This window comes from Janthinobacterium kumbetense, from assembly GCF_023703445.1.
GTDB lineage: Bacteria > Pseudomonadota > Gammaproteobacteria > Burkholderiales > Burkholderiaceae_D > Janthinobacterium > Janthinobacterium kumbetense.
In genome coordinates, this window is sequence record NZ_JAMQGR010000005.1 from 1 (window position 1) to 18,669 (window position 18,669).

18 protein-coding genes are annotated in these 18,669 nt (G+C 61.1%); 10 read left to right on the top strand and 8 right to left on the bottom strand.

Annotated elements, in window-relative coordinates; all coding sequences use genetic code 11:
* The first annotated feature begins 129 nt into the window (after nt 1-129).
* From NCG91_RS15580 to NCG91_RS15605, 6 genes are all read left to right on the top strand, one after another.
* Nucleotides 130-1,059 (top strand): DUF4123 domain-containing protein, encoded by a 930-nt coding sequence (locus NCG91_RS15580; protein ID WP_251350336.1) that lies wholly within the window; start codon nt 130-132, stop codon nt 1,057-1,059.
* Nucleotides 1,060-1,099: 40 nt separating this feature from the next.
* Nucleotides 1,100-1,555, top strand: coding sequence for a DUF3304 domain-containing protein (locus tag NCG91_RS15585; RefSeq protein ID WP_180278710.1), 456 nt, complete (start codon nt 1,100-1,102; stop codon nt 1,553-1,555).
* A 146-nt stretch (nt 1,556-1,701) separates the two neighbouring features.
* Entirely contained in the window at nt 1,702-2,157 is a 456-nt protein-coding gene (locus NCG91_RS15590; RefSeq protein WP_251350337.1) for a DUF3304 domain-containing protein, read from the top strand.
* Complete coding sequence (locus NCG91_RS15595) at nt 2,081-4,333, top strand: phospholipase effector Tle1 domain-containing protein (protein ID WP_251350338.1); 2,253 nt, start codon at nt 2,081-2,083, stop codon at nt 4,331-4,333. Before NCG91_RS15590 ends, NCG91_RS15595 begins: the two co-directional genes overlap by 77 nt.
* A gap of 38 nt (nt 4,334-4,371) precedes the next feature.
* A complete protein-coding gene (locus NCG91_RS15600) occupies nt 4,372-4,824 on the top strand; it encodes a DUF3304 domain-containing protein (protein ID WP_251350339.1) in 453 nt (150 codons plus the stop codon).
* Between the two features lie 146 nt (nt 4,825-4,970).
* On the top strand, nt 4,971-5,423 hold the full coding sequence (locus tag NCG91_RS15605; RefSeq protein ID WP_099666894.1) for a DUF3304 domain-containing protein: 453 nt from the start codon (nt 4,971-4,973) through the stop codon (nt 5,421-5,423).
* Between the two features lie 51 nt (nt 5,424-5,474).
* Here the strand turns inward: NCG91_RS15605 and NCG91_RS15610 are convergent, their stop codons facing one another.
* From NCG91_RS15610 to NCG91_RS15620, 3 genes are all read right to left on the bottom strand, one after another.
* Nucleotides 5,475-6,329 (bottom strand): SIS domain-containing protein, encoded by an 855-nt coding sequence (locus NCG91_RS15610; RefSeq protein ID WP_034750862.1) that lies wholly within the window; start codon nt 6,327-6,329, stop codon nt 5,475-5,477.
* 131 nt (nt 6,330-6,460) lie between these two features.
* Nucleotides 6,461-7,933 (bottom strand): glucose-6-phosphate dehydrogenase, encoded by a 1,473-nt coding sequence (gene zwf / locus NCG91_RS15615; RefSeq protein ID WP_034750861.1) that lies wholly within the window; start codon nt 7,931-7,933, stop codon nt 6,461-6,463.
* 96 nt (nt 7,934-8,029) lie between these two features.
* Entirely contained in the window at nt 8,030-8,323 is a 294-nt protein-coding gene (locus tag NCG91_RS15620; protein ID WP_251350340.1) for a hypothetical protein, read from the bottom strand.
* Nucleotides 8,324-8,494: 171 nt separating this feature from the next.
* On the opposite strand from NCG91_RS15620, the gene NCG91_RS15625 reads away from it, so the two are divergent.
* On the top strand, nt 8,495-9,448 hold the full coding sequence (locus NCG91_RS15625; protein ID WP_070281275.1) for a chemotaxis protein: 954 nt from the start codon (nt 8,495-8,497) through the stop codon (nt 9,446-9,448).
* A 71-nt stretch (nt 9,449-9,519) separates the two neighbouring features.
* On the opposite strand, the gene NCG91_RS15630 is transcribed toward NCG91_RS15625, so the two are convergent.
* Together NCG91_RS15630 and pgi are read right to left on the bottom strand one after the other, a co-directional pair.
* Nucleotides 9,520-10,416: an SMP-30/gluconolactonase/LRE family protein gene (locus NCG91_RS15630; RefSeq protein ID WP_251350341.1), complete on the bottom strand. Its 897-nt coding sequence runs from the start codon at nt 10,414-10,416 to the stop codon at nt 9,520-9,522.
* Between the two features lie 14 nt (nt 10,417-10,430).
* Complete coding sequence (gene pgi, locus NCG91_RS15635; protein ID WP_251350342.1) at nt 10,431-12,095, bottom strand: glucose-6-phosphate isomerase; 1,665 nt, start codon at nt 12,093-12,095, stop codon at nt 10,431-10,433.
* A 336-nt stretch (nt 12,096-12,431) separates the two neighbouring features.
* Between pgi and edd the strand changes: the two genes are divergently transcribed.
* The 3 genes from edd to NCG91_RS15650 all read left to right on the top strand — a co-directional run bounded on the left by edd (nt 12,432) and on the right by NCG91_RS15650 (nt 15,678).
* Entirely contained in the window at nt 12,432-14,345 is a 1,914-nt protein-coding gene (edd, locus tag NCG91_RS15640) for a phosphogluconate dehydratase (protein ID WP_251350343.1), read from the top strand.
* 3 nt (nt 14,346-14,348) lie between these two features.
* The gene (gene eda, locus NCG91_RS15645; RefSeq protein WP_035821279.1) at nt 14,349-14,978 is read left to right on the top strand and encodes a bifunctional 4-hydroxy-2-oxoglutarate aldolase/2-dehydro-3-deoxy-phosphogluconate aldolase; all 630 of its coding nucleotides are present in this window, start codon (nt 14,349-14,351) and stop codon (nt 14,976-14,978) included.
* Between the two features lie 187 nt (nt 14,979-15,165).
* Entirely contained in the window at nt 15,166-15,678 is a 513-nt protein-coding gene (locus NCG91_RS15650; RefSeq protein ID WP_251350344.1) for a Rhs element Vgr protein, read from the top strand.
* 8 nt (nt 15,679-15,686) lie between these two features.
* Here the strand turns inward: NCG91_RS15650 and NCG91_RS15655 are convergent, their stop codons facing one another.
* The 3 genes from NCG91_RS15655 to NCG91_RS15665 are packed head-to-tail and all read right to left on the bottom strand — an operon-like array spanning nt 15,687 to nt 18,667.
* A complete protein-coding gene (locus NCG91_RS15655; protein WP_099666900.1) occupies nt 15,687-16,709 on the bottom strand; it encodes a LytR C-terminal domain-containing protein in 1,023 nt (340 codons plus the stop codon).
* A 13-nt stretch (nt 16,710-16,722) separates the two neighbouring features.
* A complete protein-coding gene (locus NCG91_RS15660; RefSeq protein WP_099666901.1) occupies nt 16,723-17,673 on the bottom strand; it encodes a type II secretion system F family protein in 951 nt (316 codons plus the stop codon).
* 19 nt (nt 17,674-17,692) lie between these two features.
* Nucleotides 17,693-18,667 (bottom strand): type II secretion system F family protein, encoded by a 975-nt coding sequence (locus NCG91_RS15665; RefSeq protein WP_099666902.1) that lies wholly within the window; start codon nt 18,665-18,667, stop codon nt 17,693-17,695.
* Between the last annotated feature and the right edge of the window lie 2 nt (nt 18,668-18,669).

An 18,669-nucleotide genomic window follows, 5' to 3' on the forward strand; every position in this document is an offset into this window, starting at 1 on the left:
TCGGGCCGGAAAGGCTCGCTTATCCGTTGCCGGCGCTGCCTGCCAGCGTCTGCAAGGCGTGCCTGCTGGCGGCGTTGCGTAGCGGCAGCCCGTTTGTCGCGCCCACGGCAGCCTAGAAAAGGAATCCTGATGTACTTTGCCATCGATCTTCCTGACCCTGCGGTTCCAGCGCAGATCGCGCAGCAACTGCAAGCCTTGCGTGAGGAAGCGGCGGTGGCGAACGGCGGCCAGCCCTTGCACTTGCTGGCGCTGCTGGACGGCGCCTGCGATGAGGAGTTTTTCACCAAGCGCTACCCGAGCCGCTTGCGGCGCCAGTCGCTGTATGCGCACACCTCGCTGCAAAACTTCAAGAGTGCTGCACCGCATTTAATGGCGGCGCCACAGGCAAGCAGCGAGCAGGCCGAGTGGCTGCAGCGCCTGTTCTCGCTGTGCGCGGGCAAGCCCATGCTCAGCATCATCGCCAGCACGCTCGATATCGACCGGCTGGAGCAGCATCTGCGCCCCTATTTGATTGCCATCACGCCAGACACCGTCGAATGGCCCGTGCGCTGGGCCGATAGCCGCACATTGCCGGCCTTGCTGGCGGCCTTGACGCAAACCCAATATGCGCATTTGCTGAGCCCCATCTACCGCTGGTGGTCGCTGCGGCGCGATGGTTCCCTGATCAGTTGGCAGGGCGAGGCGCTGCCCAGTCCCGTTCCGGCGGAGTTTGACAAATTTCCGCTCAGCGACGCCGCCTTCGCAGCCCTGGTGGATACCGCCGAAGCCGATGCCATCCTGGCCAATCTGCATGATGTGCAGCCGGACCTGTTTCATTCCGGCACCCCGGCCGAGTGCCACGCGCGCGTGGCGCGTCATTTACTAGTGGCAAGCGCCAGCGGCATCGAGGCGGCAGGCCAGCGTCAGCATTTCAGCGCCCTGGCCTTGATGCTGGCCGATGATTTTACCGTGCATCCGGCGATGGCCAGCCTGTTGCGGCGCACGCGCCAAGGTGCGAATTACCTGTCCGAACTCGACACGCTGCCCGACGATTTCTGGCAGGCGCGCTCGGCTGCCTAGCCTTGTTCCCTCAACTGCTCACTTTTATAAAAGGAAAATCATGAAATGGATTATTTATCTTGGCACCGCCTTGCTGCTGAGCGGTTGCGCCCTCAAGACCAGGCAGGTTGAGCAAGTCGGCCCAAGTCCTACCGCGACAGCGCAGGTGGGTATTGTCAACCATACGGGGAAATATATTTATTCCGCATCGGTGGATGGGGCCGGAGGCGCCAACATGGCCAGGTGGGGGGCGGGGGGGGCAGAAATCTGTTGCGCCTCTATCCCGAGAGTGTGGTATCCGGGAATGAAAGTCCTGGTGCGTTGGAATATGCCTGAAGGGCATACCGACGTTATCAAAGAAAAAATGGTGGAAGTGGAAAAATACGATGAAACGGGAAGTATTTATATCCATTTTTTTCCAGACGATGAAGTTCGGGTTGTGGTTTCAATTTATCCCGGATATAGCACTGCTCATCCGATACGCCACTATGGAAAACCGGAAAATATCAATCCTTAGAGGTTTATTTCGATTAATGAAACTCCACTCTTGCACATTTTCCTGGTTTTTCTTAAACCATTTGCGACGCGTGGGAGTTCTATGTTTTCTATTGTCACGTGTGGCAGTAAAATGAAAAATGGCGTGGCATTTTTTATAAGGTGCAAATGATGAAATGGATTATTTATCTTGGTGCGGCCTTGCTGCTGAACGGCTGCGCCTTCAAGGCCCGGCAGGTTGAGGACGTCAATCCAAGTCCTACCGCGACGGCGCAGGTGGGTATTGTCAACCATACGGGGAAGTATATTTATTCCGCATCGGTGGATGGAGCGGGAGGGGGGAATATGGCCAGATGGGGGGCGGGGCTTGCCAATATTTGCTGCACATCCATTCCTCGTGTGTGGTATCCGGGAATGAAAGTCCGGGTGCGTTGGAATATGCCTGAAGGCCATACCGATGTTGTCAAAGAAAAAATGGTAGAAGTGGAAAAATACGATGAACCAGGGGATATCTATATGCATTTCTTCCCCGATGACGAGGTGAGAGTTGTCGTGTCAAATTCTGGAGGGGGGGCAAAAACTCATCCTATTCTTCACTCCGGAAAACCTGCCAATATTCCTTGATATCATGATCAGTGAAACCCCCCATTCCGCGCCGTTTCCAGTCGATTTCTTTCTAAACCCGTCGACGAAAGAACAATCCGAAATTGCCAAGGAGGCATGTGCTAATAAAGATAGCGCGCCGTGTAGTATTCCAGTGAGGGTTGGACTTTTCTTTGATGGAACCAATAATAACCTGGAACGCGATAGGAATGGGGTTAGGACAGGTGTGCTCGATCCAAGAACAAAAAAGCCCATTCCTATAGCTAATGTTGTGGTCGACCCCAATAGTGCCAGCCATAGCAATGTGGCGCGGCTATTTTCGAGTTTTCCATCTGATAAGCGGGGTGCCGGTTATTTTCGATATTATATTCCTGGCGTGGGAACGCCATTTAAGGAAATCGGTGAGTTGACTGAATCGGACGAAGGGAAGGCATTTGCCAAAGGGGGGCAGCCGCGCATTATATGGGGGCTGTTGCAGGTTATAAATTCATTGCATGCAATTATGGATGGAAAAGGAAATCCATTATATAAAGATGATCAAGCCGGCGAGTTCGCACGTACTTATGATAATGCCGTAGGCCACAAAAAGGTACCGCATCCCTTAACTGGCAGGGAACGCTTCATGACACACTCGGACTGGTTCGCTGAGCATATCGAAAAGTTAAAAGCCGCGATCGCGGCACAGCCGAAACCGCATATTCCATCGCTGACCCTGTCCGTATTCGGTTTTTCGCGGGGCGCCGCCGAGGCGGTGGCATTCTGCCAGCTGTTTGCCGATTTGCTCACGCCGGGCAAAGGTGAGGGGCAGGAGTTTGCCGGCATCCCCGTCAGCATCGATTTTCTTGGCGTCTTCGACACGGTGGCAACCGTGGGCAGCTCGGCGTCTGTCGCGAAAACCACGATCGCGCCTGGCGCGATGTTCGATGGCCATTGGGCCTGGGCCAATGAATTGCTCAAGCCGCTGCCTCGCTGCGTTCAGGCAGGCTTGCATTGCATTGCCACGCATGAGCAGCGCATGAATTTCCCCGTTACACGCTTGGAAGGGAAAATCGAGGAAGTGTATTTTCCTGGCGTGCACTCCGACGTGGGAGGCGGCTATGGTCCGGGCGAGCAGGGAAAGGGGCGTGGCGGACAAGCAGCCTTGTTGTCGCAAATCCCGCTCGCGCATATGTTCAAGGAGGCGCGCCTCAAGGGCGTGCCCTTGATACCGTTCAGCAAACTGGAACTTCGCGATCAGGATGATTTCCAGGTCAGTCAAGAGCTTGCCAAGGCATGGGAAGCTTATACCGCCGAGCTTAACAAGCAAGGCGGCTTGCTGAGCAAGCATATGGAGCTGTATTACCGCTGGCGCGCCGTGCGCGTCAAGACCCTGGAAGCCACGGCCAGCTTCAAGGCGGCCAACGCGCAAGAGCGGGAGGATCTGGGTTCCTACAACCGTTTGCTGGCAGGCGATCTGGAAGCGCTGCGCGCACGCAAAGCCTTTCGTCATGGCGATGAGGATAAACCGTTCAGCGCCCGGGATATTGCGCGCATCAATCACTGGCAATACTATCGCGCGCAAAATCATACACCGCTGGATGACTGGGAAGCTTGGGCGCTCGACATATTCGATCACCCAAAACCGCTGCCGCCCGAAGTGATGCGTTTTTTTGACGACTATGTACATGATTCTCTAGCCGGATTTTATATGGCGGGCGAAGTGACGGAATACGATAAACGGGCCAAGATCGCCTCGTTCGCCGATAAACCGCCTGAAGAAGGCTTTTATAAACGCGCGTATGAACTGAGCCGAAAGACCGAAGTTGCGCAATTGAAACAGAAGAATGGCGAAGCATTGACGCCGGAAGAGGACGCACTGGTCAAGGAAGCGCAGTACGGCACCCCCTACCCAATCCGTACGGATGCCGACAGCGCCGACATGCGCAGTGCGGTGATCACCACGCAAACCTATACGCGTCGCGAGGGTGGCGGCTATATCTTGCGCCGTGGCTACTACCCGCAAAGCGGCTTTTTCCGGAAAAGCGTGCACGAGAAGGAACTGCAACGCATGCCGACGGCCGGCATCCAGGCGGAAGAAACACCCGAAAAATTCGTGTGGAGTGAAAACTTAACACAGGATATTGCGCAAGCCAAAGCCGATGAAGAGATTTACCTGGCGCAGCAGCGCTATGCAACGCGAGCAGAGGCGCTCGCATAGGGCGTGAGTTCAGCGCGGCTGGAGCCGAAAGGAAAATCATGAAATGGATTATTTATCTTGGCACTGCTTTGCTGCTGAGCGGCTGTGCGTTCACGGCCAAGCAGGTTGAGGATGCCGGCTCAAGTGCTACCGCGACGGCGCAGGTGGGTATTGTCAACCATACGGGGAAGTATATTTACTCCGCATCGGTGGATGGGGCGGGAGGCGCCAATATGGCCAGATGGGGAGCGGGAGGAGCCGAGGTTTGCTGCGCATCCATCCCGCGGGTATGGTATGCGGGGATGATGGTTCTAGTGCGGTGGGATATGCCGGAAGAGCATACGCATATTGTCAAAGAAAAAATGGTGGAAGTGGAAAAATACGATGAGCCCGGGGATATCTATATGCATTTCTTCCCCGATGACGGGGTGAGAGTGGTTGTGTCAAATGTGGACGGCGATAGTAAAAACCATCCTATTCTTCATTCTGGAAAGCCTGCCAATCTTCCTTGATAGGATGATCGATAAAAATTTCTTTTCTGGACCGATTCCCATCACTTTTTCTTGAGGCATTCAAGCGTGGGCAGTCCCCTATTTTTATTGCCGTATGTGGCAGTGAAGTAGAAAAACCACGTGGCATTTTTTGCAAGGTGAAAATTATGAAATGGATTATTTATCTTGGCACTGCCCTGCTGCTGAGCGGCTGTGCCCTCAAGGCCAGGCAGGTCGAGGAAGCCCGCCCAAGTCCTACCGCGACGGCGCAGGTGGGTATTGTGAACCATACCGGGAATTTTATTTACTCCGCGTCGGTGGATGGAGCCGGAGGCGCGGATATGGCGAGATGGGGGGCGGGAGGAGCAGAAATCTGTTGCGCCTCTATCCCGAGAGTGTGGTATCCCAGAATGATGGTGCGGGTGCGGTGGGATATGCCGGATGGACTACAGCATATTATTAAAGAAAAAATGGTGGAAGTGGAAAAATATGATAGGCCAGGAGATATCTATATGCATTTTTTTGAAAATGACGAGGTGAGAGTGGTTGTGTCAAATGTGGATGGCGATAGTAAAATTCATCCTATTCTTCATTCCGGAAAACCGGCTGATATGCCTTGATGCCTGTCGCGCAAAGCAGAGGCTCCAGCGAGGCTGGAGCCGATGGGGGGATCAGCCGATGAAGGAGTCGAACTGCATGTCGAATTCCTGCAGCGCCTTCTGCGCGTTCTGCATCTTCTTGCGGAACTCCGGCCCCCGTTGCAGGGCCAGGCCCACGGCCAGCACGTCGATCACCACCAGGTAGGCCAGGCGGGCGGAAATCGGGGTGTAGGGGTCGGTGTTGAAGACCAGGTCTATCGGGATCAGCACGGTCGCCAGGTCGGCCAGCGGCGTGCCGGACGGGGCCAGCACGACGACGTCGGCGCCGCCGCGGCGCGCCAGTTTCACGGAGCGGACCAGGGCGGGGCTGTTGCCGCGCTGCGAGATCGCCACCAGGCAGTCGCCGCCGCGCAGCAGGGCTGCGGCGATGCTGTGGATGTTCGGGTCGCTGTAAGCCACCGTCGGCACGCCCGAGCGGAAGAACTTGTGCTGCGCGTCGGCCGCCACGATGCCCGACGTGCCCTGGCCATAGAATTCGATCTTGCTGGCGCGCGACAGGATGTCGAGCGCGCGCTGGATCGCTTCCGGGTTCAGGTTGTTGCGCAGGTCGAGCAGGGTGTTGATCGAGCGGCTGCAGATTTTATTCACCAGGTCGGCCGCCAGGTCGTCCTGCGCCGGCTGCTCGTTCGCGCCCGGCATGGCCAGGGCCAGACCCTGCGCCAGCTTCAGCTTGAATTCATGCCAGCCGTCGTAGCCCAGGGTGCGGCAAAAGCGCACCACGGTCGGTTCCGACACCTGTGCGCTTTTCGCCAGCGCCGTGATGTTCTGGCTGACCGTCTGGTTCGGCTGGTCAAGCACGGCCAGCGCGACCTTCTTCTCCGACTTGGAGAGCGAATCGAGCTGGGTGCGGATGGAGTCAAGCAGCATCAGGGTAATCTTCTGGGTTAGTTTTCGGGAACTCGGGGACTGGCAACGGTGAAGCAGGGAATTCGTGGAGCACCGCTCCACGCCTGCGTAACGGTCTGGCCTTGCAAGGCCAGACTCCTTGCGCTTCCAAACTAGTCTTCAGGAAGCGCCTCTTCACGCCACTGCAAGCCATCGCGGCCGATCAGGGCGCTGGCGGCCGCGGGGCCCCAGGTGCCGGCCGTGTAGGGAATCGGCGCGCTGTCGTTCTGTTCCCAGTTGTCGAGAATCGGCTCGACCCATTCCCAGGCCGCTTCCAGTTCGTCGCCGCGCATGAACAGGGTCAGCTGGCCGCGCAGGACGTCGAGCAGCAGGCGCTCGTAGGCGTCCATGCGCGGGGTCTTGAACGATTCGCGGAAATCGAGTTCCAGTTCCGCCGGTTTCAAGCGCATGCCGTCGCCCGGGGTTTTCGCCATCAGGTTCATGCGCAAGCCTTCGTCCGGCTGCAAGCGGATCACCAGGCAGTTCGGCTGGAAGCTGGACGTCGGCTGGTTGAAGATCGAGTGCGGAATCTGCTTGAAGCGCACGACGATCTCGGCCAGGCTGTCAGCCATGCGCTTGCCCGTGCGCAGGTAGAACGGCACGCCGGCCCAGCGCCAGGTGTCGATTTCCGCCTTCAGCGCAACGAAGGTTTCGGTGCGCGAGTGTTCCGGCGCGTCCGGCTCGTCGCGGTAGCTCGGCACGGTGGCGCCATCGACGTGGCCGGCGCGGTACTGGCCGCGCACGATGTTCTGCGCCAGGGTGGTAGGCGTGAATTTTTTCAGCGAGCGCAGCACTTGCAGTTTTTCATCGCGCACGGCGTCCGGCGCGATCGAGGTCGGCGGTTCCATGGCGACGATGCACAGCAGTTGCAGCAGGTGGTTTTGCAGCATGTCGCGCAGCGCGCCCGAGGTGTCGTAGTAACCCATGCGGTTGCCCACGCCCAGCTTTTCGGCGATGGTGATCTGCACGTCGGAAATCCATTCGCGGCGCCACAGCGGTTCGAACAGGATGTTGCCGAAGCGCAGGGCCAGCAAGTTCTGCACGGTTTCCTTGCCCAGGTAATGGTCGATGCGGTAAATCTGCGATTCCTGGAAGACCTTGCCCACTTCGGCATTGATCTGCTTGGCGCTGGCCAAATCGCGGCCCAGCGGCTTTTCCAGGACCACGCGCGAATTCGGCGTCACCAGGCCGTTGTCTTCCAGGTTGTCGCAGATGAGGGCGAACAAATGCGGCGGCGTCGCCAGGTAGTACACGCGCGTCAGATCGGCATCGCCGCGCAGCGCTTCGACCAGCGGCGCGTACGTGGCCGCATCGCTGGCGTTGAGCGACACATACACGATGCGCGCGCAGAATTTGCTCCAGGTGGCGGCATTCAGGGTGCTGGCCTTGATGTGGGGACGCGAGTTGGTCTCTACCATTTTCAGGAAGGCATCCTGGCCGCTGTCCTGGCGGCCCACACAGATGATGCGCGCCGTCGGCGGCAAATCGTTCGCGACGTCGCGCGCATACATTGCAGGCAACAACTTGCGCATTGCTAAATCGCCGCTGCCGCCAAACAGGACCAGGTCAAAATCGGTAAGTGCCATAAGTGAGTGTCGTCGCAAAAGTAAAAGGGCCGGAGCGGGGAGGAAGCCGACCGGAAGTGCCAGTCTGTCGCTACTATAATCGATGGTGTAAATTTACTACGTAGAACAGGCAATTGCAAGAAATTTTACTACATTCCATCCGCTGCCGTCGCCATTTTGCCCGGTATGCATGCCGGCGATGCCGGCATGGCCATTATATGCCGTTCGCCGGCGCCGGCGCAGCGTCCTGCTTTTCATTGGCTTTTCAAAGCAACCATGGTTGCCAGGGAAATTTTCGATTCCCTCCATCATCATTTGCGCTGTAGCAACAAGCAAATCAAGAAATACTGTCAGGATCGCTGTTGGCAGCGTAAAGTAGCTTTGAAGAAAGTAAAAAACCGTATAATTCAAGCTCGAATCGATAGCAACTATTGGTTGTAAGAAATTGTACGATATACACTGCACCGCTAGCGCCGGCCATGCCCCGAACCCGCCATCCGACGTCCATGCGACGTGCAGTCCGCACTGTCCGCAGCATCAGGGCAGGCGACTTAACTTTACAAGACGGCTCAAGGGGACACAATGAATTCAATGCAGCAAGATGTCGATGAACGCACCAGCCTGACAGGCAATAACAAATTCGAACTGTTCCTGTTCAAGCTGGGCACTAGTGATCACTCGACCAGCCGCGAACTATTCGGCATCAATGTGTTCAAAGTCCGTGAAATCATGGAAATGCCGGCCATCACGGCCGTAGCCGGTTCGCACCCCCACATGTTGGGCGTGGTCAACATCCGTGGCCAGATCGTGCCCGTGATCGACTTGCCGATGGCGGTCGGCTGCAAGAGCAATGGCTTGAAGATCCTGATGGTGACCGAATTTGCCCGCTCGACACAGGCGTTTGCCGTGGAAGAGGTCGATGAAATCGTGCGCCTGGAATGGAATCAGGTGCTGTCGGCCGAATCGAGCGTCGGCGGCGGCCTCGTCACCAGCATCGCGCGCCTCGATGGCGACACGGACAAGACGCGTCTGGCCCAAGTGCTTGACGTGGAACAAATCCTGCGCAACGTGCTGCCGTCGGGTGACCCGGACGTGGACGAGAACAGCATCGGCCCGCAAGTGCGCTTGCCGGCCGGCGCCGTGATCCTCGCGGCCGACGATTCCTCGCTGGCCCGTTCGCTGATCGAGAAGGGCCTCGAAGCGATGGGCGTGCCTTTCATCATGACCAAGACGGGCAAGGAAGCGTGGGAGCGCCTGCAGGCGATCTCGGCCCAGGCCGCCACGGAAGGCAAGACGGCGAAAGACAAGGTTGCGCTGGTGCTGACGGACCTGGAAATGCCGGAAATGGATGGCTTTACCCTGACGCGCAACATCAAGAACGATGGCCGCTTCGCCAACATCCCCGTGGTGATCCACTCGTCGCTGACGGGTTCTACCAACGAAGACCACGTCAAGGGCGTGGGTGCGGATGGTTATGTCGCCAAGTTTGTGGCGGCTGAACTGGCGGAGACGATCCGTAAAGTGCTGGCGCGCTGATTTGCGCGCTCGCATGTGAAAAAGCGCCGGTACCCGCGAGGGTCCGGCGCTTTTTTTATGCGGGCAAACGATTACGCCTGATACAGGTGTTCCGGCTGTCCCGCCACGTCCACGCGCACGGACAGCACGTGGCCGCTCAAAGGGTGGTTGGCAATTTCCTCTGCCGAGCGGTTATGGCTGGCGCTGGTGATGTACAGGGTGCGCAGGTCCGGGCCGCCGAATGTCACCATGGTGGGGCAGCGCACGGGCACGGCGATTTCGCCCAGCAGATGGCCATCGGGGGCGAAGCGCAAGATCTTGCCGCCTTCAAACATGGCCGACCAGTAATTGCCTTCGCTGTCGACGGCCGCGCCATCGGGGCGCCCGCCGTAATCAAAGGCTTTCTTGTCCGTGGAAAAACGCTGGAATGGTTGCGGCGCGGAAATGGCTCCACTCGCCGCGTCGAAATCGAAGCGGTCGATGCGGTGCATGGTGGTATCCGAGTGGTACATGGTGCGCTTGTCCGGGGAAAATCCCAGGCCGTTCGATACGGTCATGCCGCCCGACCAGACCTTGCGCACATTGCCCTTTTCCAGCACGAACATTTCTGCCGCATCGGCGCTGCGCGGCTCGAAAATCGTGCCGACCCAGAAGCGGCCGGCAGGGTCGACCTTGCCATCGTTGAAGCGCGTGGTGGCCATGTCGAACGGCGCCGGGGCGATTTCCGCCAGGCTGCCCGTCTTCGTGTCGAGGTGGGCAAAGCCGCTGCGCAAGGCCACGATCAGGCCGCCGCCCGCGTTGATGGCCAGCGCAGACGGTTCCGTCGGCATGCTCCACTGTTCATGCTTGCCGCTGGCGGGGTGCAGGCGGTGCACGGCGCGGCCATCGATGTCGACCCAGTACAGGGCCGCTTCCTTGCCATGCCATAGCGGGCATTCGCCCACTTGCATGGCTTTGTCGCTGACTACTTTGATTTCGTAAATGTTCATAAACCTCAATTAAGTTAATACGCCGCCTTGGCGGCTTTCGCCAGGGCAATCAAGCCATTGGTCGAGCTGTCGTGATGGTCGGGACGGGCTTCACCCGTCAGTTCGGCCTGGATTTTCTTGGCCAGCACCTTGCCCAGTTCCACGCCCCACTGATCAAAACTGTTGACGTTCCACAAGACGCCCTGCACGAAGGTCTTGTGTTCGTACAGCGCGATCAGGGCGCCCAGGGTGGTCGGGGTCAGCTGGTCCATCAAAATGGTATTGCTGGGGCGGTTGCCGGGGAAAGTCTTGTGCGGCACCAGCGCTTCGATCTCGCTGTCCGGCAAGCCTTGCGCCTGCAAGTCAAGACGCACTTCCTCGCCCGTCTTGCCCGTCATGAAGGCTTCCGACTGGGCGAAGCAGTTCGCCAGCAGGGCGTCGTGATGGCCCGGCAAATCGTGCGTGGCGCGCAGGGCGGCGATGAAGTCGATGGGCGTGATGTCGGTGCCCTGGTGCAGCAGCTGGAAATACGCGTGCTGGGCATTCGTGCCGCAATCGCCCCAGATGACGGGACCGGTCGGTACGTCGACGGGCACGCCATCCTTGGTGACGCGCTTGCCGTTGCTTTCCATGTCCAACTGTTGCAGATAGGCAGCAAAGCGGCTCAAGTCCTGGTGGTAAGGCGCAATGGAAACGGAGCCGCAATCGAGGAACTGGCGGTTCCAGAAGCCCACCATGGCCAGCACCACGGGCATGTTCTGCTCCAGCGGGGCCTGGCGGAAGTGCTGGTCCATCGCATGCGCGCCGGCGAGGAAATCGCTGAAGTATTCAAAGCCGACGGACAGCGCCACGGCCAGGCCGATCGACGACCAGACGGAATAGCGGCCGCCGACCCAGTCCCAGAACGGGAACATGTTGTCCGGCGAAATGCCGAAGTCGACGATGGCTTGCGTGTTGGTCGAGACGGCCACAAAATGCTTGGCCAAGTCGCTTTCTTCGCCTTCGAGCAGGAACCAGGCGCGCGCCGTGTTGGCGTTGAGCATGGTTTCAGCCGTAACAAAAGTTTTCGAGGCGACGATGAACAGCGTCGTTTCCGGATCGACCCTGGACAGGGTCGCTTCCATGTCGTGCCCGTCGACGTTGGAAACAAAGTGCATTTCCAGGCCCGGGTTGGCGTAGGAACGCAGCGCCAGGCACGCCATTTTCGGGCCCAGGTCCGAGCCGCCGATGCCGATGTTGACGATGTCGCAAATCGGCTTGCCCGTGTAGCCGAGCCAGCTGCCATTGCGCACCTTGTCCGTAAACGCCTTGACGCGTTGCAGCACATCTTGCACGTCGGCATCGATATCCTGGCCATCGACCACCAGCTTGGTGCCGCGTGGCGCGCGCAAGGCGGTATGCAGAACGGCCCGATGTTCGGTAAGATTGATTTTCTCGCCAGTGAACATGGCTTCGCGCTGCGCTTCCACGCCGCGCTCGCGGGCCAGGTCCATCAGCAGGCCCATGGCGGTGGCGTCGACCCGGTTCTTCGAGTAATCGAGCAGCAGGCCGGCCGCATCCACCGTCATGCTGGCAAAGCGCGCGGGGTCGGCCGCGAACAACTGGCGCAGATGCACGTCGCGCAGGCTGGCGCTGTGCGCTTGCAGGGACTGGAAACTGGCGGTGGCGGTGATGGCAGGAGTAGGTGCTGGCTGGCGCATGGCGGTCGGCTTGGGTGCTTGTCTCGGTTGAAAGGAGCGCGGCGCGTTCGGGGTGGCGAACTGCGGATCCGGCGTTGATGTGAGAATAATACATCAGAAAAACGTAATTTCACTACAGTTTGTGATGCGAAGCTGATTTTGTTGTGCTTTTTTTAGCGATTGCGCCAGTGGTATACAAGAGAAGAGTTGGCCGGTGCTGATACGCGATATTGCCCGGGTTTGCTTTGATACGCCGCAATCCGTGGCTTATTTGTGTTGTTGGCCCATGCAAGAGTGCTTCTTCTTCGTCGTTTTGTAGTAAAATTTCACGAAATACTCATTTTTAAGGAAATCCATATGGCGCTGCATCCAGTAGTCGAATCCGTAACAGCGCGCATCATCGCGCGCAGCCGGCCATCGCGCGGCGCCTACCTGGCGCATCTGGATGCCGCCCGCATCCAGGGCGTGCAGCGCGGCGCCCTGTCGTGCACCAACCTGGCGCACGGCTTTGCCGCCTTTCCCGCCAACGACAAGCTGTCGCTGAAGGAATACAAGAAGCCGTCCGTGGCGATCGTTTCCTCGTACAACGACATGCTGTCGGCGCACCAGCCGTTTGAAGGCTTCCCGCAGATTATCAAGCAAGCCGTGCGCGAAGTGGGCGCCGTTGCCCAGTTCGCCGGCGGCGTGCCTGCCATGTGCGATGGCGTGACGCAAGGCCAGCCGGGCATGGAACTGTCGCTGTTTTCGCGCGACACCATCGCCATGTCGACGGCCGTGGCGCTGTCGCACAATATGTTCGACTCGGCCCTGTACCTGGGCGTGTGCGACAAGATCGTGCCGGGCCTGCTGATCGGCGCGCTGCACTTCGGCCACTTGCCGGCCGTCTTCGTGCCGGCCGGTCCGATGACCTCCGGTTTGTCGAACCAGGAAAAAGCCAAGGTGCGCCAGCTGTATGCGCAAGGCAAGGCCACGCGTGAAGACTTGCTCGAAGGCGAGTCGAAAGCCTACCACGGCGCCGGCACCTGTACCTTCTACGGTACGGCGAACAGCAACCAGATGCTGATGGAAGTGATGGGCCTGCATTTGCCGGGCGCTGCCTTCATCACGCCGAACACGCCGCTGCGCGATGCGCTGACCGCCGCCGCCGCCCAGCGCGCCGCCGGCATCACGGCGCAAAGCGCCAATTACTTGCCAGTCGGCCATATTGTCGACGAGAAATGTATCGTCAACGCCGTCGTGGGCTTGCTGGCCACGGGCGGTTCGACCAACCATACCTTGCACCTGGTGGCCATCGCCAAGGCGGCCGGCATCGTCATCGACTGGAACGATTTCAACGAACTGTCGGCCATCGTGCCGATGCTCACGCGCATCTACCCGAACGGCGACGCCGACGTGAACCATTTCCACGCGGCCGGCGGCACGGGTTACCTGATCCGCGAACTGCTGGACGCGGGCTTGCTGCACGAAGACGTCAACACCATCCTGGGCCATGGCTTGCGCGCGCACTGCATGGAGCCGTTCCTGGGCGAAGACGGCAAGGTCTTCTGGAAAGATGCACCGGCTGCCAGCGCCGACGAAAATGTGCTGCGTCCGGCTTCGAACCCGTTCGCGCCGGACGGCGGCATGGTATTGGTCGCGGGTAACCTGGGCCGCGCCGTGATGAAGGTGTCGGCCGTCAAGCCGCAGCACCGCACGGTGGAAGCGCCGGCCCTGGTGTTCAATTCGCAGGAAGATTTCATGGCCGCCTACAAGGCGGGATCGCTGGACCGCGACTTCGTCGCCGTGCTGCGCTTCCAGGGACCGCGCGCCAACGGCATGCCGGAATTGCATGCGCTGACGCCGGCGCTGGCCAACCTGCAGGATGCGGGCCGCCACGTGGCGCTGGTCACCGATGGCCGCATGTCGGGCGCGTCGGGCAAGGTGCCGGCTGCCATCCACGTGTCGCCTGAAATCCTCGCCGGCGGCCCGCTGGGTCTGGTGCGCGACGGCGACATCATCCGCCTCGACGCCTTCACGGGCGTGCTCGAAGCGCTGGTGCCGGCCGACGTCTGGCATGCCCGTTCGCTGGTCACGGCCGATTTGTCGCCGAACCACGTCGGCATGGGCCGCGAGCTGTTTTCCATGTTCCGTTCCACCGTCAGCGCGGCGGAAGAGGGTGCTACCACCTTCGGCCTGCCGTCGCCGATTCCCACCACCGTCGCCTTGCACGACGCCGACAATGTCGGTGATACCGTACCGGGTTCCGATGAAGACTTTTTGGCTAGGAAATAAGAGATGACCATGACACTACTGGAAATTATGCGCACCTCGAGCGTGATCCCCGTGATTGCGATCGACGATCCTGAACACGCCGTACCGCTGGCGCGCGCGCTGGTGGCGGGCGGCATCCGCGTGCTGGAAGTGACCCTGCGCACCAAGCACGGCCTGGAAGCGATCCGCGCCATGTCGGAAGTGCCGGGCGCCATCGTCGGCGTGGGCACCCTGACCCGTCCCGAGGAATTCGCGCAGGCACGCGATGCGGGCGCCGTCTTCGGCGTCTCGCCAGGCCTGACGTCCGCGCTGGTGGCGGCGGCGAAAAGCAGCGGCTTGCCCCTGCTGCCAGGCGTGATGACGCCCGGTGAAGTGATGGCGGCGCGCGAAAACGGCTTCCAGCAGCTGAAACTGTTCCCGGCCGTGCCGGCGGGCGGCATCGGCATGCTCAACGCCATCTACGGCCCGCTGCCGGACATCACGTTCTGCCCGACGGGCGGCATCTCGCAAGAGACGGCATCGCAGTTCCTGGCGTGCAAGAACGTCGCCTGCGTGGGCGGCTCGTGGCTGACGCCGAAAGACGCGATCGCGGCCGGCAACTGGGACCGCATCACGGAAATCGCCAAGGCAGCCAGCGGCCTGCGCTCGGTTTAGTCGTACCTGACATAAGCTACTGCGCGTCGCGCTTTGCGGCCTGCGATGCTCACCGTGCTCCAGCACGGTTGCGCTTCTTGGCCACAAATCGCTGCCGCTCGCTACGCTTCTGTCAGGAACTTGACGCTTTGATAATGCGGCATGCTTGCATGCCTGCCGCGCTTTTTCTCCTCTTCTTATGCGCGTCTTGCGCCGTCCCCTCACCATCGGCGAAACCGCCATGGCCCGCAGCGTCTTCCAGGGCGCCATCGACTACGCGCGCGTACGCGTCGTGCGCGGCTCCTTTCTACCATTCGGCTTGCAGGACCAGAACACGGCGATGACGCCGCGCGGCAGCCTGCACTTCATGCCGGTCCAGTACCGCGATGATTTTTCCCGCGAAGGCAATGGCGGCAAGCTGTTCTTCATCCACGAGATGGTGCATGTGTGGCAATACCAGCTCGGCTACAGCGTGCTGCTGCATGGCGTGTTGCTGGCGCTGTGCGGCGGCTATATCGGGCAGCGCGCCTACCGCTACGACGCGCAGGCGGGCGGCGTCCTGTCCGACTTCAACATGGAACAGCAGGGCGACCTCATCGCCCACTACTTCGGCGCGCGCCAGCTGGGCATCCCCGCCTACGTGGCGAAGCTGCCGCAACTGCAGGAGATCCTGCAGGGCTTCCTGCTCGATCCCGCCGACCGCCGCCTGCTGCCACGCTGACGCCGCAGTCACAGTGCAGTGTTCGATGCCAGGCGCGCATCCGGCGCGCGCAGGCTGGCTGCCGCATCCTTGCCCAGCAATAAACGCAGGTCGGCGCCCGTGCCGATGCCGCTGTCATCAGACGCTTGCAGTTGCGGCATGCCGCCCAAGGCGAGGGCGAGGGTGGCGGCCGCCTGCGCATGGCCGGGCCGGTAGACGATGCTGCTGGCCTGGACGCCGTATGGCCGCTGGTTGCCCAGCCGCAGCACGCTGATGCCCATGCCGCCCAGCATGCCGCGCATGCGCGCCGCCATCCCCGTTTCGCCATTGCCGTTGATGACTTCCAGCCGTGGCAGCGGCGCCGCCGGCGCCGCCGTTTTTGCCGGGGCGGGCAAGGCGGCGCGCGCCGCCACGGGAGCATCGCGCCAGCTCAGCGCGAAGATATTCGGCTGCAATTGCGTCAATTGCAAACGGCTGGCAGGCGCCGCTGGCGCCAGGTCGGGCGCGACGGACTGCGTGGCGGCATCGCCCGCATCGGCCACATCGACCGTGCCGATGCTGCGCGCCAGCGCGGCAATGGCCAGGTCCAGGTTGGCGCGCGCCGGCTGCTGGCCGTTGTCGAGCTGCAGCGACTGGCGCAGCACGCTGGCCGCCTGGGCATACTCTCCCTGCAGGTACAGCACGTAGCCGAGGTTGTTGTAGGTCCTGGCCGTCGGCACCTCCTGTGCCAGCGCCTGCAGCATGGTGCGGGCCGTTTCCAGCTGGCCCAGCTGCGCGTGCAGCACGGCGGCGCCATTGCGCGCATCGGCCGAGTCGGGTGTCAGCAGCAGGGCTTCGCGGTACGCCGCCAGCGCCGCGCGCTGATCGCCCAGTTCCTGCAGGCGCTTGCCCAGCTTGCAGAACGCTGTGGTGCGGGTGGCGGCGCTGTCATCGATGCGCGCCTGGGGCGGCGCAGCGTGACTGCCCTGGCTGGCCGGGCCGGGCAGGTGGCCGCAGGCGGGCAGCAGGCCGGCGCAGGCGAGCATGAGCATCAGGGTGGTGTGCTGTGACATGGCGGTTCTCCGGTCAGTTGCCGCTGCCCATGCTGGGCAGGAGTACGCGGTAAATTTGCAGGAAGGCTGGTCCCATCAGGACGACCAGCAGCGACGGGAAGATGAAAAAGATCAGCGGAAACAGCAGCTTGAGGGCGATCTTCGCCGCTTCTTCCTCGGCCATCTGGCGGCGCTTGGTGCGCAGCTGATCTGACTGCACGCGCAGCGAGGCGGCGATGCTGGTGCCGAAGCGCTCGGCCTGGATCAGCATGGCCACCAGCGCGTCGACATCCTCGACGCCCGTGCGCAGCGCCAGGTTGCGCAGCGCCCGCTCCTTGGTGTTGCCGGCGCGTAGTTCCAGCATCACCAGGTGGAGCTCCTCGGCCAGCACGGTGCTTTTCAGCGCGATTTCGGACGCTACCCTGGCCAGCGCCGCATCCATGGCCAGGCCCGCTTCCACGCACACCGTCATCAAGTCCAGCGCATCGGGAAAGCTTTCGAAGATATCGCGCTGGCGCCGCTTGATCATTTGCGCCAGGACAATATTGGGCAGGTAGTAGCCGATGGCGGCGACGATCAGCAGCCAGAACAGCAATGCCTTGCCCGCCATCTGGCTGCCAGAGGCGCTCAGTCCCAGGAACAGCAGCAGGGGCAGGCCGATGGCCAGCATGGTCTTGGCGGAAAAGAACAGGATGGGCGCCGACGCCTGGCGCAAGCCGGCATTCATGAAGCGCCGGCGCATCACGGAGCCTTCCCAGCCCTGGTCGGGAAGCGACAGTTTGGCCAGGGGGCCGCTCAGGCGCACCATGCGCGCCAGCCAGGGGCTGGGCGCCGATGAGGCGCCAGGCGCCGCCGCGCTCTTGCCGGTGGCGTTGTCCATGCGCTGGCGCAAGGGATCGGGTGCAAAGCTGCGCATGGCCACCAGCACGGTGCCGAAGACGGCAATGAAGAGCAGGGCGAGGAAGGCGAAATGGACGGGGTTCATGAGGATTCTCCTTGCGGGCTCAGACACGGATGCGGATGATACTGCGCATGACCAGGACGCCGCACACCATCAGCAGCAGGGCGCCGACGAGCATCTTGCGTCCGCCCGGGTCGACGAACAGCATTTCCAGGAACTGCGGATTGGTCAGGTGGATCATGGCCGCCGCGCCGAAGGGCAGCAGCGACAGGATCCAGGCCGACAGCCGGCCTTCGGCCGACAGCACGCGCACCTGTCCCAGCAGCTTGATGCGCTCGCGGATGATGCGGCTGATGCTGTCGAGCAGTTCGGCCAGGTTGCCGCCCGTTTCGCGCTGGATCAGCACGGCGATGACGAAGTAGCGCAAGTCCGTGCTGGGCACGCGCGTGGCCAGGTTCATCAGGGCATCCTGCATGGCGATGCCGAAATTGACTTCGTCGAAGGTGGCGCGAAATTCCACGGCCAGCGGCGCGTTCATTTCATCGCCGACCATTTTCAGGGCGGTGGGAAAGGCGTGGCCGGCGCGCAGGGCACGCGCCATCAGGTCCAGGGCATCGGGCAATTGCTGCTCGATGCGCTGCAGGCGCTTGGCCTTGGCGCGCAAGACCACCAGCAGCGGCAGCAGGGCCGCGCCGGCCACCAGGGGCAGGCGCAGCAGCCACGGCACGGCGAAGTAGCTGAGCAGCAAAAACGCCGCGCCGGCCGAGGCCAGCATCACGCCGGCGAAGCTGGCCACGCTCCAGCTCAGGCCCGACTGTTCCAGCAGGCGGTCGAGCGCATGCACGCGGGGCACGCTGAGCAGCACGCGCTGCAGGGCCGGGGTGTCGCTCAGCAGGCGCTTCTTGATCATCGAACTGCCCGCGTCGCCATGCGCGCCGGCCGACATGATGCGCAGGCGGCGCGCGACCCGTTCCGCTTCCGGGCCGCGCGACGTGTTCCACGCCAGGTACAGTCCTTCGATCAGCAGCACCACGGCGATGAAGGTGAGGATGGCGAATACGTAATAGAGATAGTCCATGA

Coding starts and splice junctions, on each gene's coding strand:
- NCG91_RS15580 (WP_251350336.1), top strand. CDS start 130: ATGTACTTTGCCATCGATCTTCCTGACCCTGCGGTTCCAGCGCAGATC.
- NCG91_RS15585 (WP_180278710.1), top strand. CDS start 1,100: ATGAAATGGATTATTTATCTTGGCACCGCCTTGCTGCTGAGCGGTTGC.
- NCG91_RS15590 (WP_251350337.1), top strand. CDS start 1,702: ATGATGAAATGGATTATTTATCTTGGTGCGGCCTTGCTGCTGAACGGC.
- NCG91_RS15600 (WP_251350339.1), top strand. CDS start 4,372: ATGAAATGGATTATTTATCTTGGCACTGCTTTGCTGCTGAGCGGCTGT.
- NCG91_RS15605 (WP_099666894.1), top strand. CDS start 4,971: ATGAAATGGATTATTTATCTTGGCACTGCCCTGCTGCTGAGCGGCTGT.
- NCG91_RS15610 (WP_034750862.1), bottom strand. CDS start 6,329: ATGCTGCTTGACTCCATCCGCACCCAGCTCGATTCGCTCTCCAAGTCG.
- zwf (WP_034750861.1), bottom strand. CDS start 7,933: ATGGCACTTACCGATTTTGACCTGGTCCTGTTTGGCGGCAGCGGCGAT.
- NCG91_RS15625 (WP_070281275.1), top strand. CDS start 8,495: ATGAATTCAATGCAGCAAGATGTCGATGAACGCACCAGCCTGACAGGC.
- NCG91_RS15630 (WP_251350341.1), bottom strand. CDS start 10,416: ATGAACATTTACGAAATCAAAGTAGTCAGCGACAAAGCCATGCAAGTG.
- pgi (WP_251350342.1), bottom strand. CDS start 12,095: ATGCGCCAGCCAGCACCTACTCCTGCCATCACCGCCACCGCCAGTTTC.
- edd (WP_251350343.1), top strand. CDS start 12,432: ATGGCGCTGCATCCAGTAGTCGAATCCGTAACAGCGCGCATCATCGCG.
- eda (WP_035821279.1), top strand. CDS start 14,349: ATGACCATGACACTACTGGAAATTATGCGCACCTCGAGCGTGATCCCC.
- NCG91_RS15655 (WP_099666900.1), bottom strand. CDS start 16,709: ATGTCACAGCACACCACCCTGATGCTCATGCTCGCCTGCGCCGGCCTG.
- NCG91_RS15660 (WP_099666901.1), bottom strand. CDS start 17,673: ATGAACCCCGTCCATTTCGCCTTCCTCGCCCTGCTCTTCATTGCCGTC.
- NCG91_RS15665 (WP_099666902.1), bottom strand. CDS start 18,667: ATGGACTATCTCTATTACGTATTCGCCATCCTCACCTTCATCGCCGTG.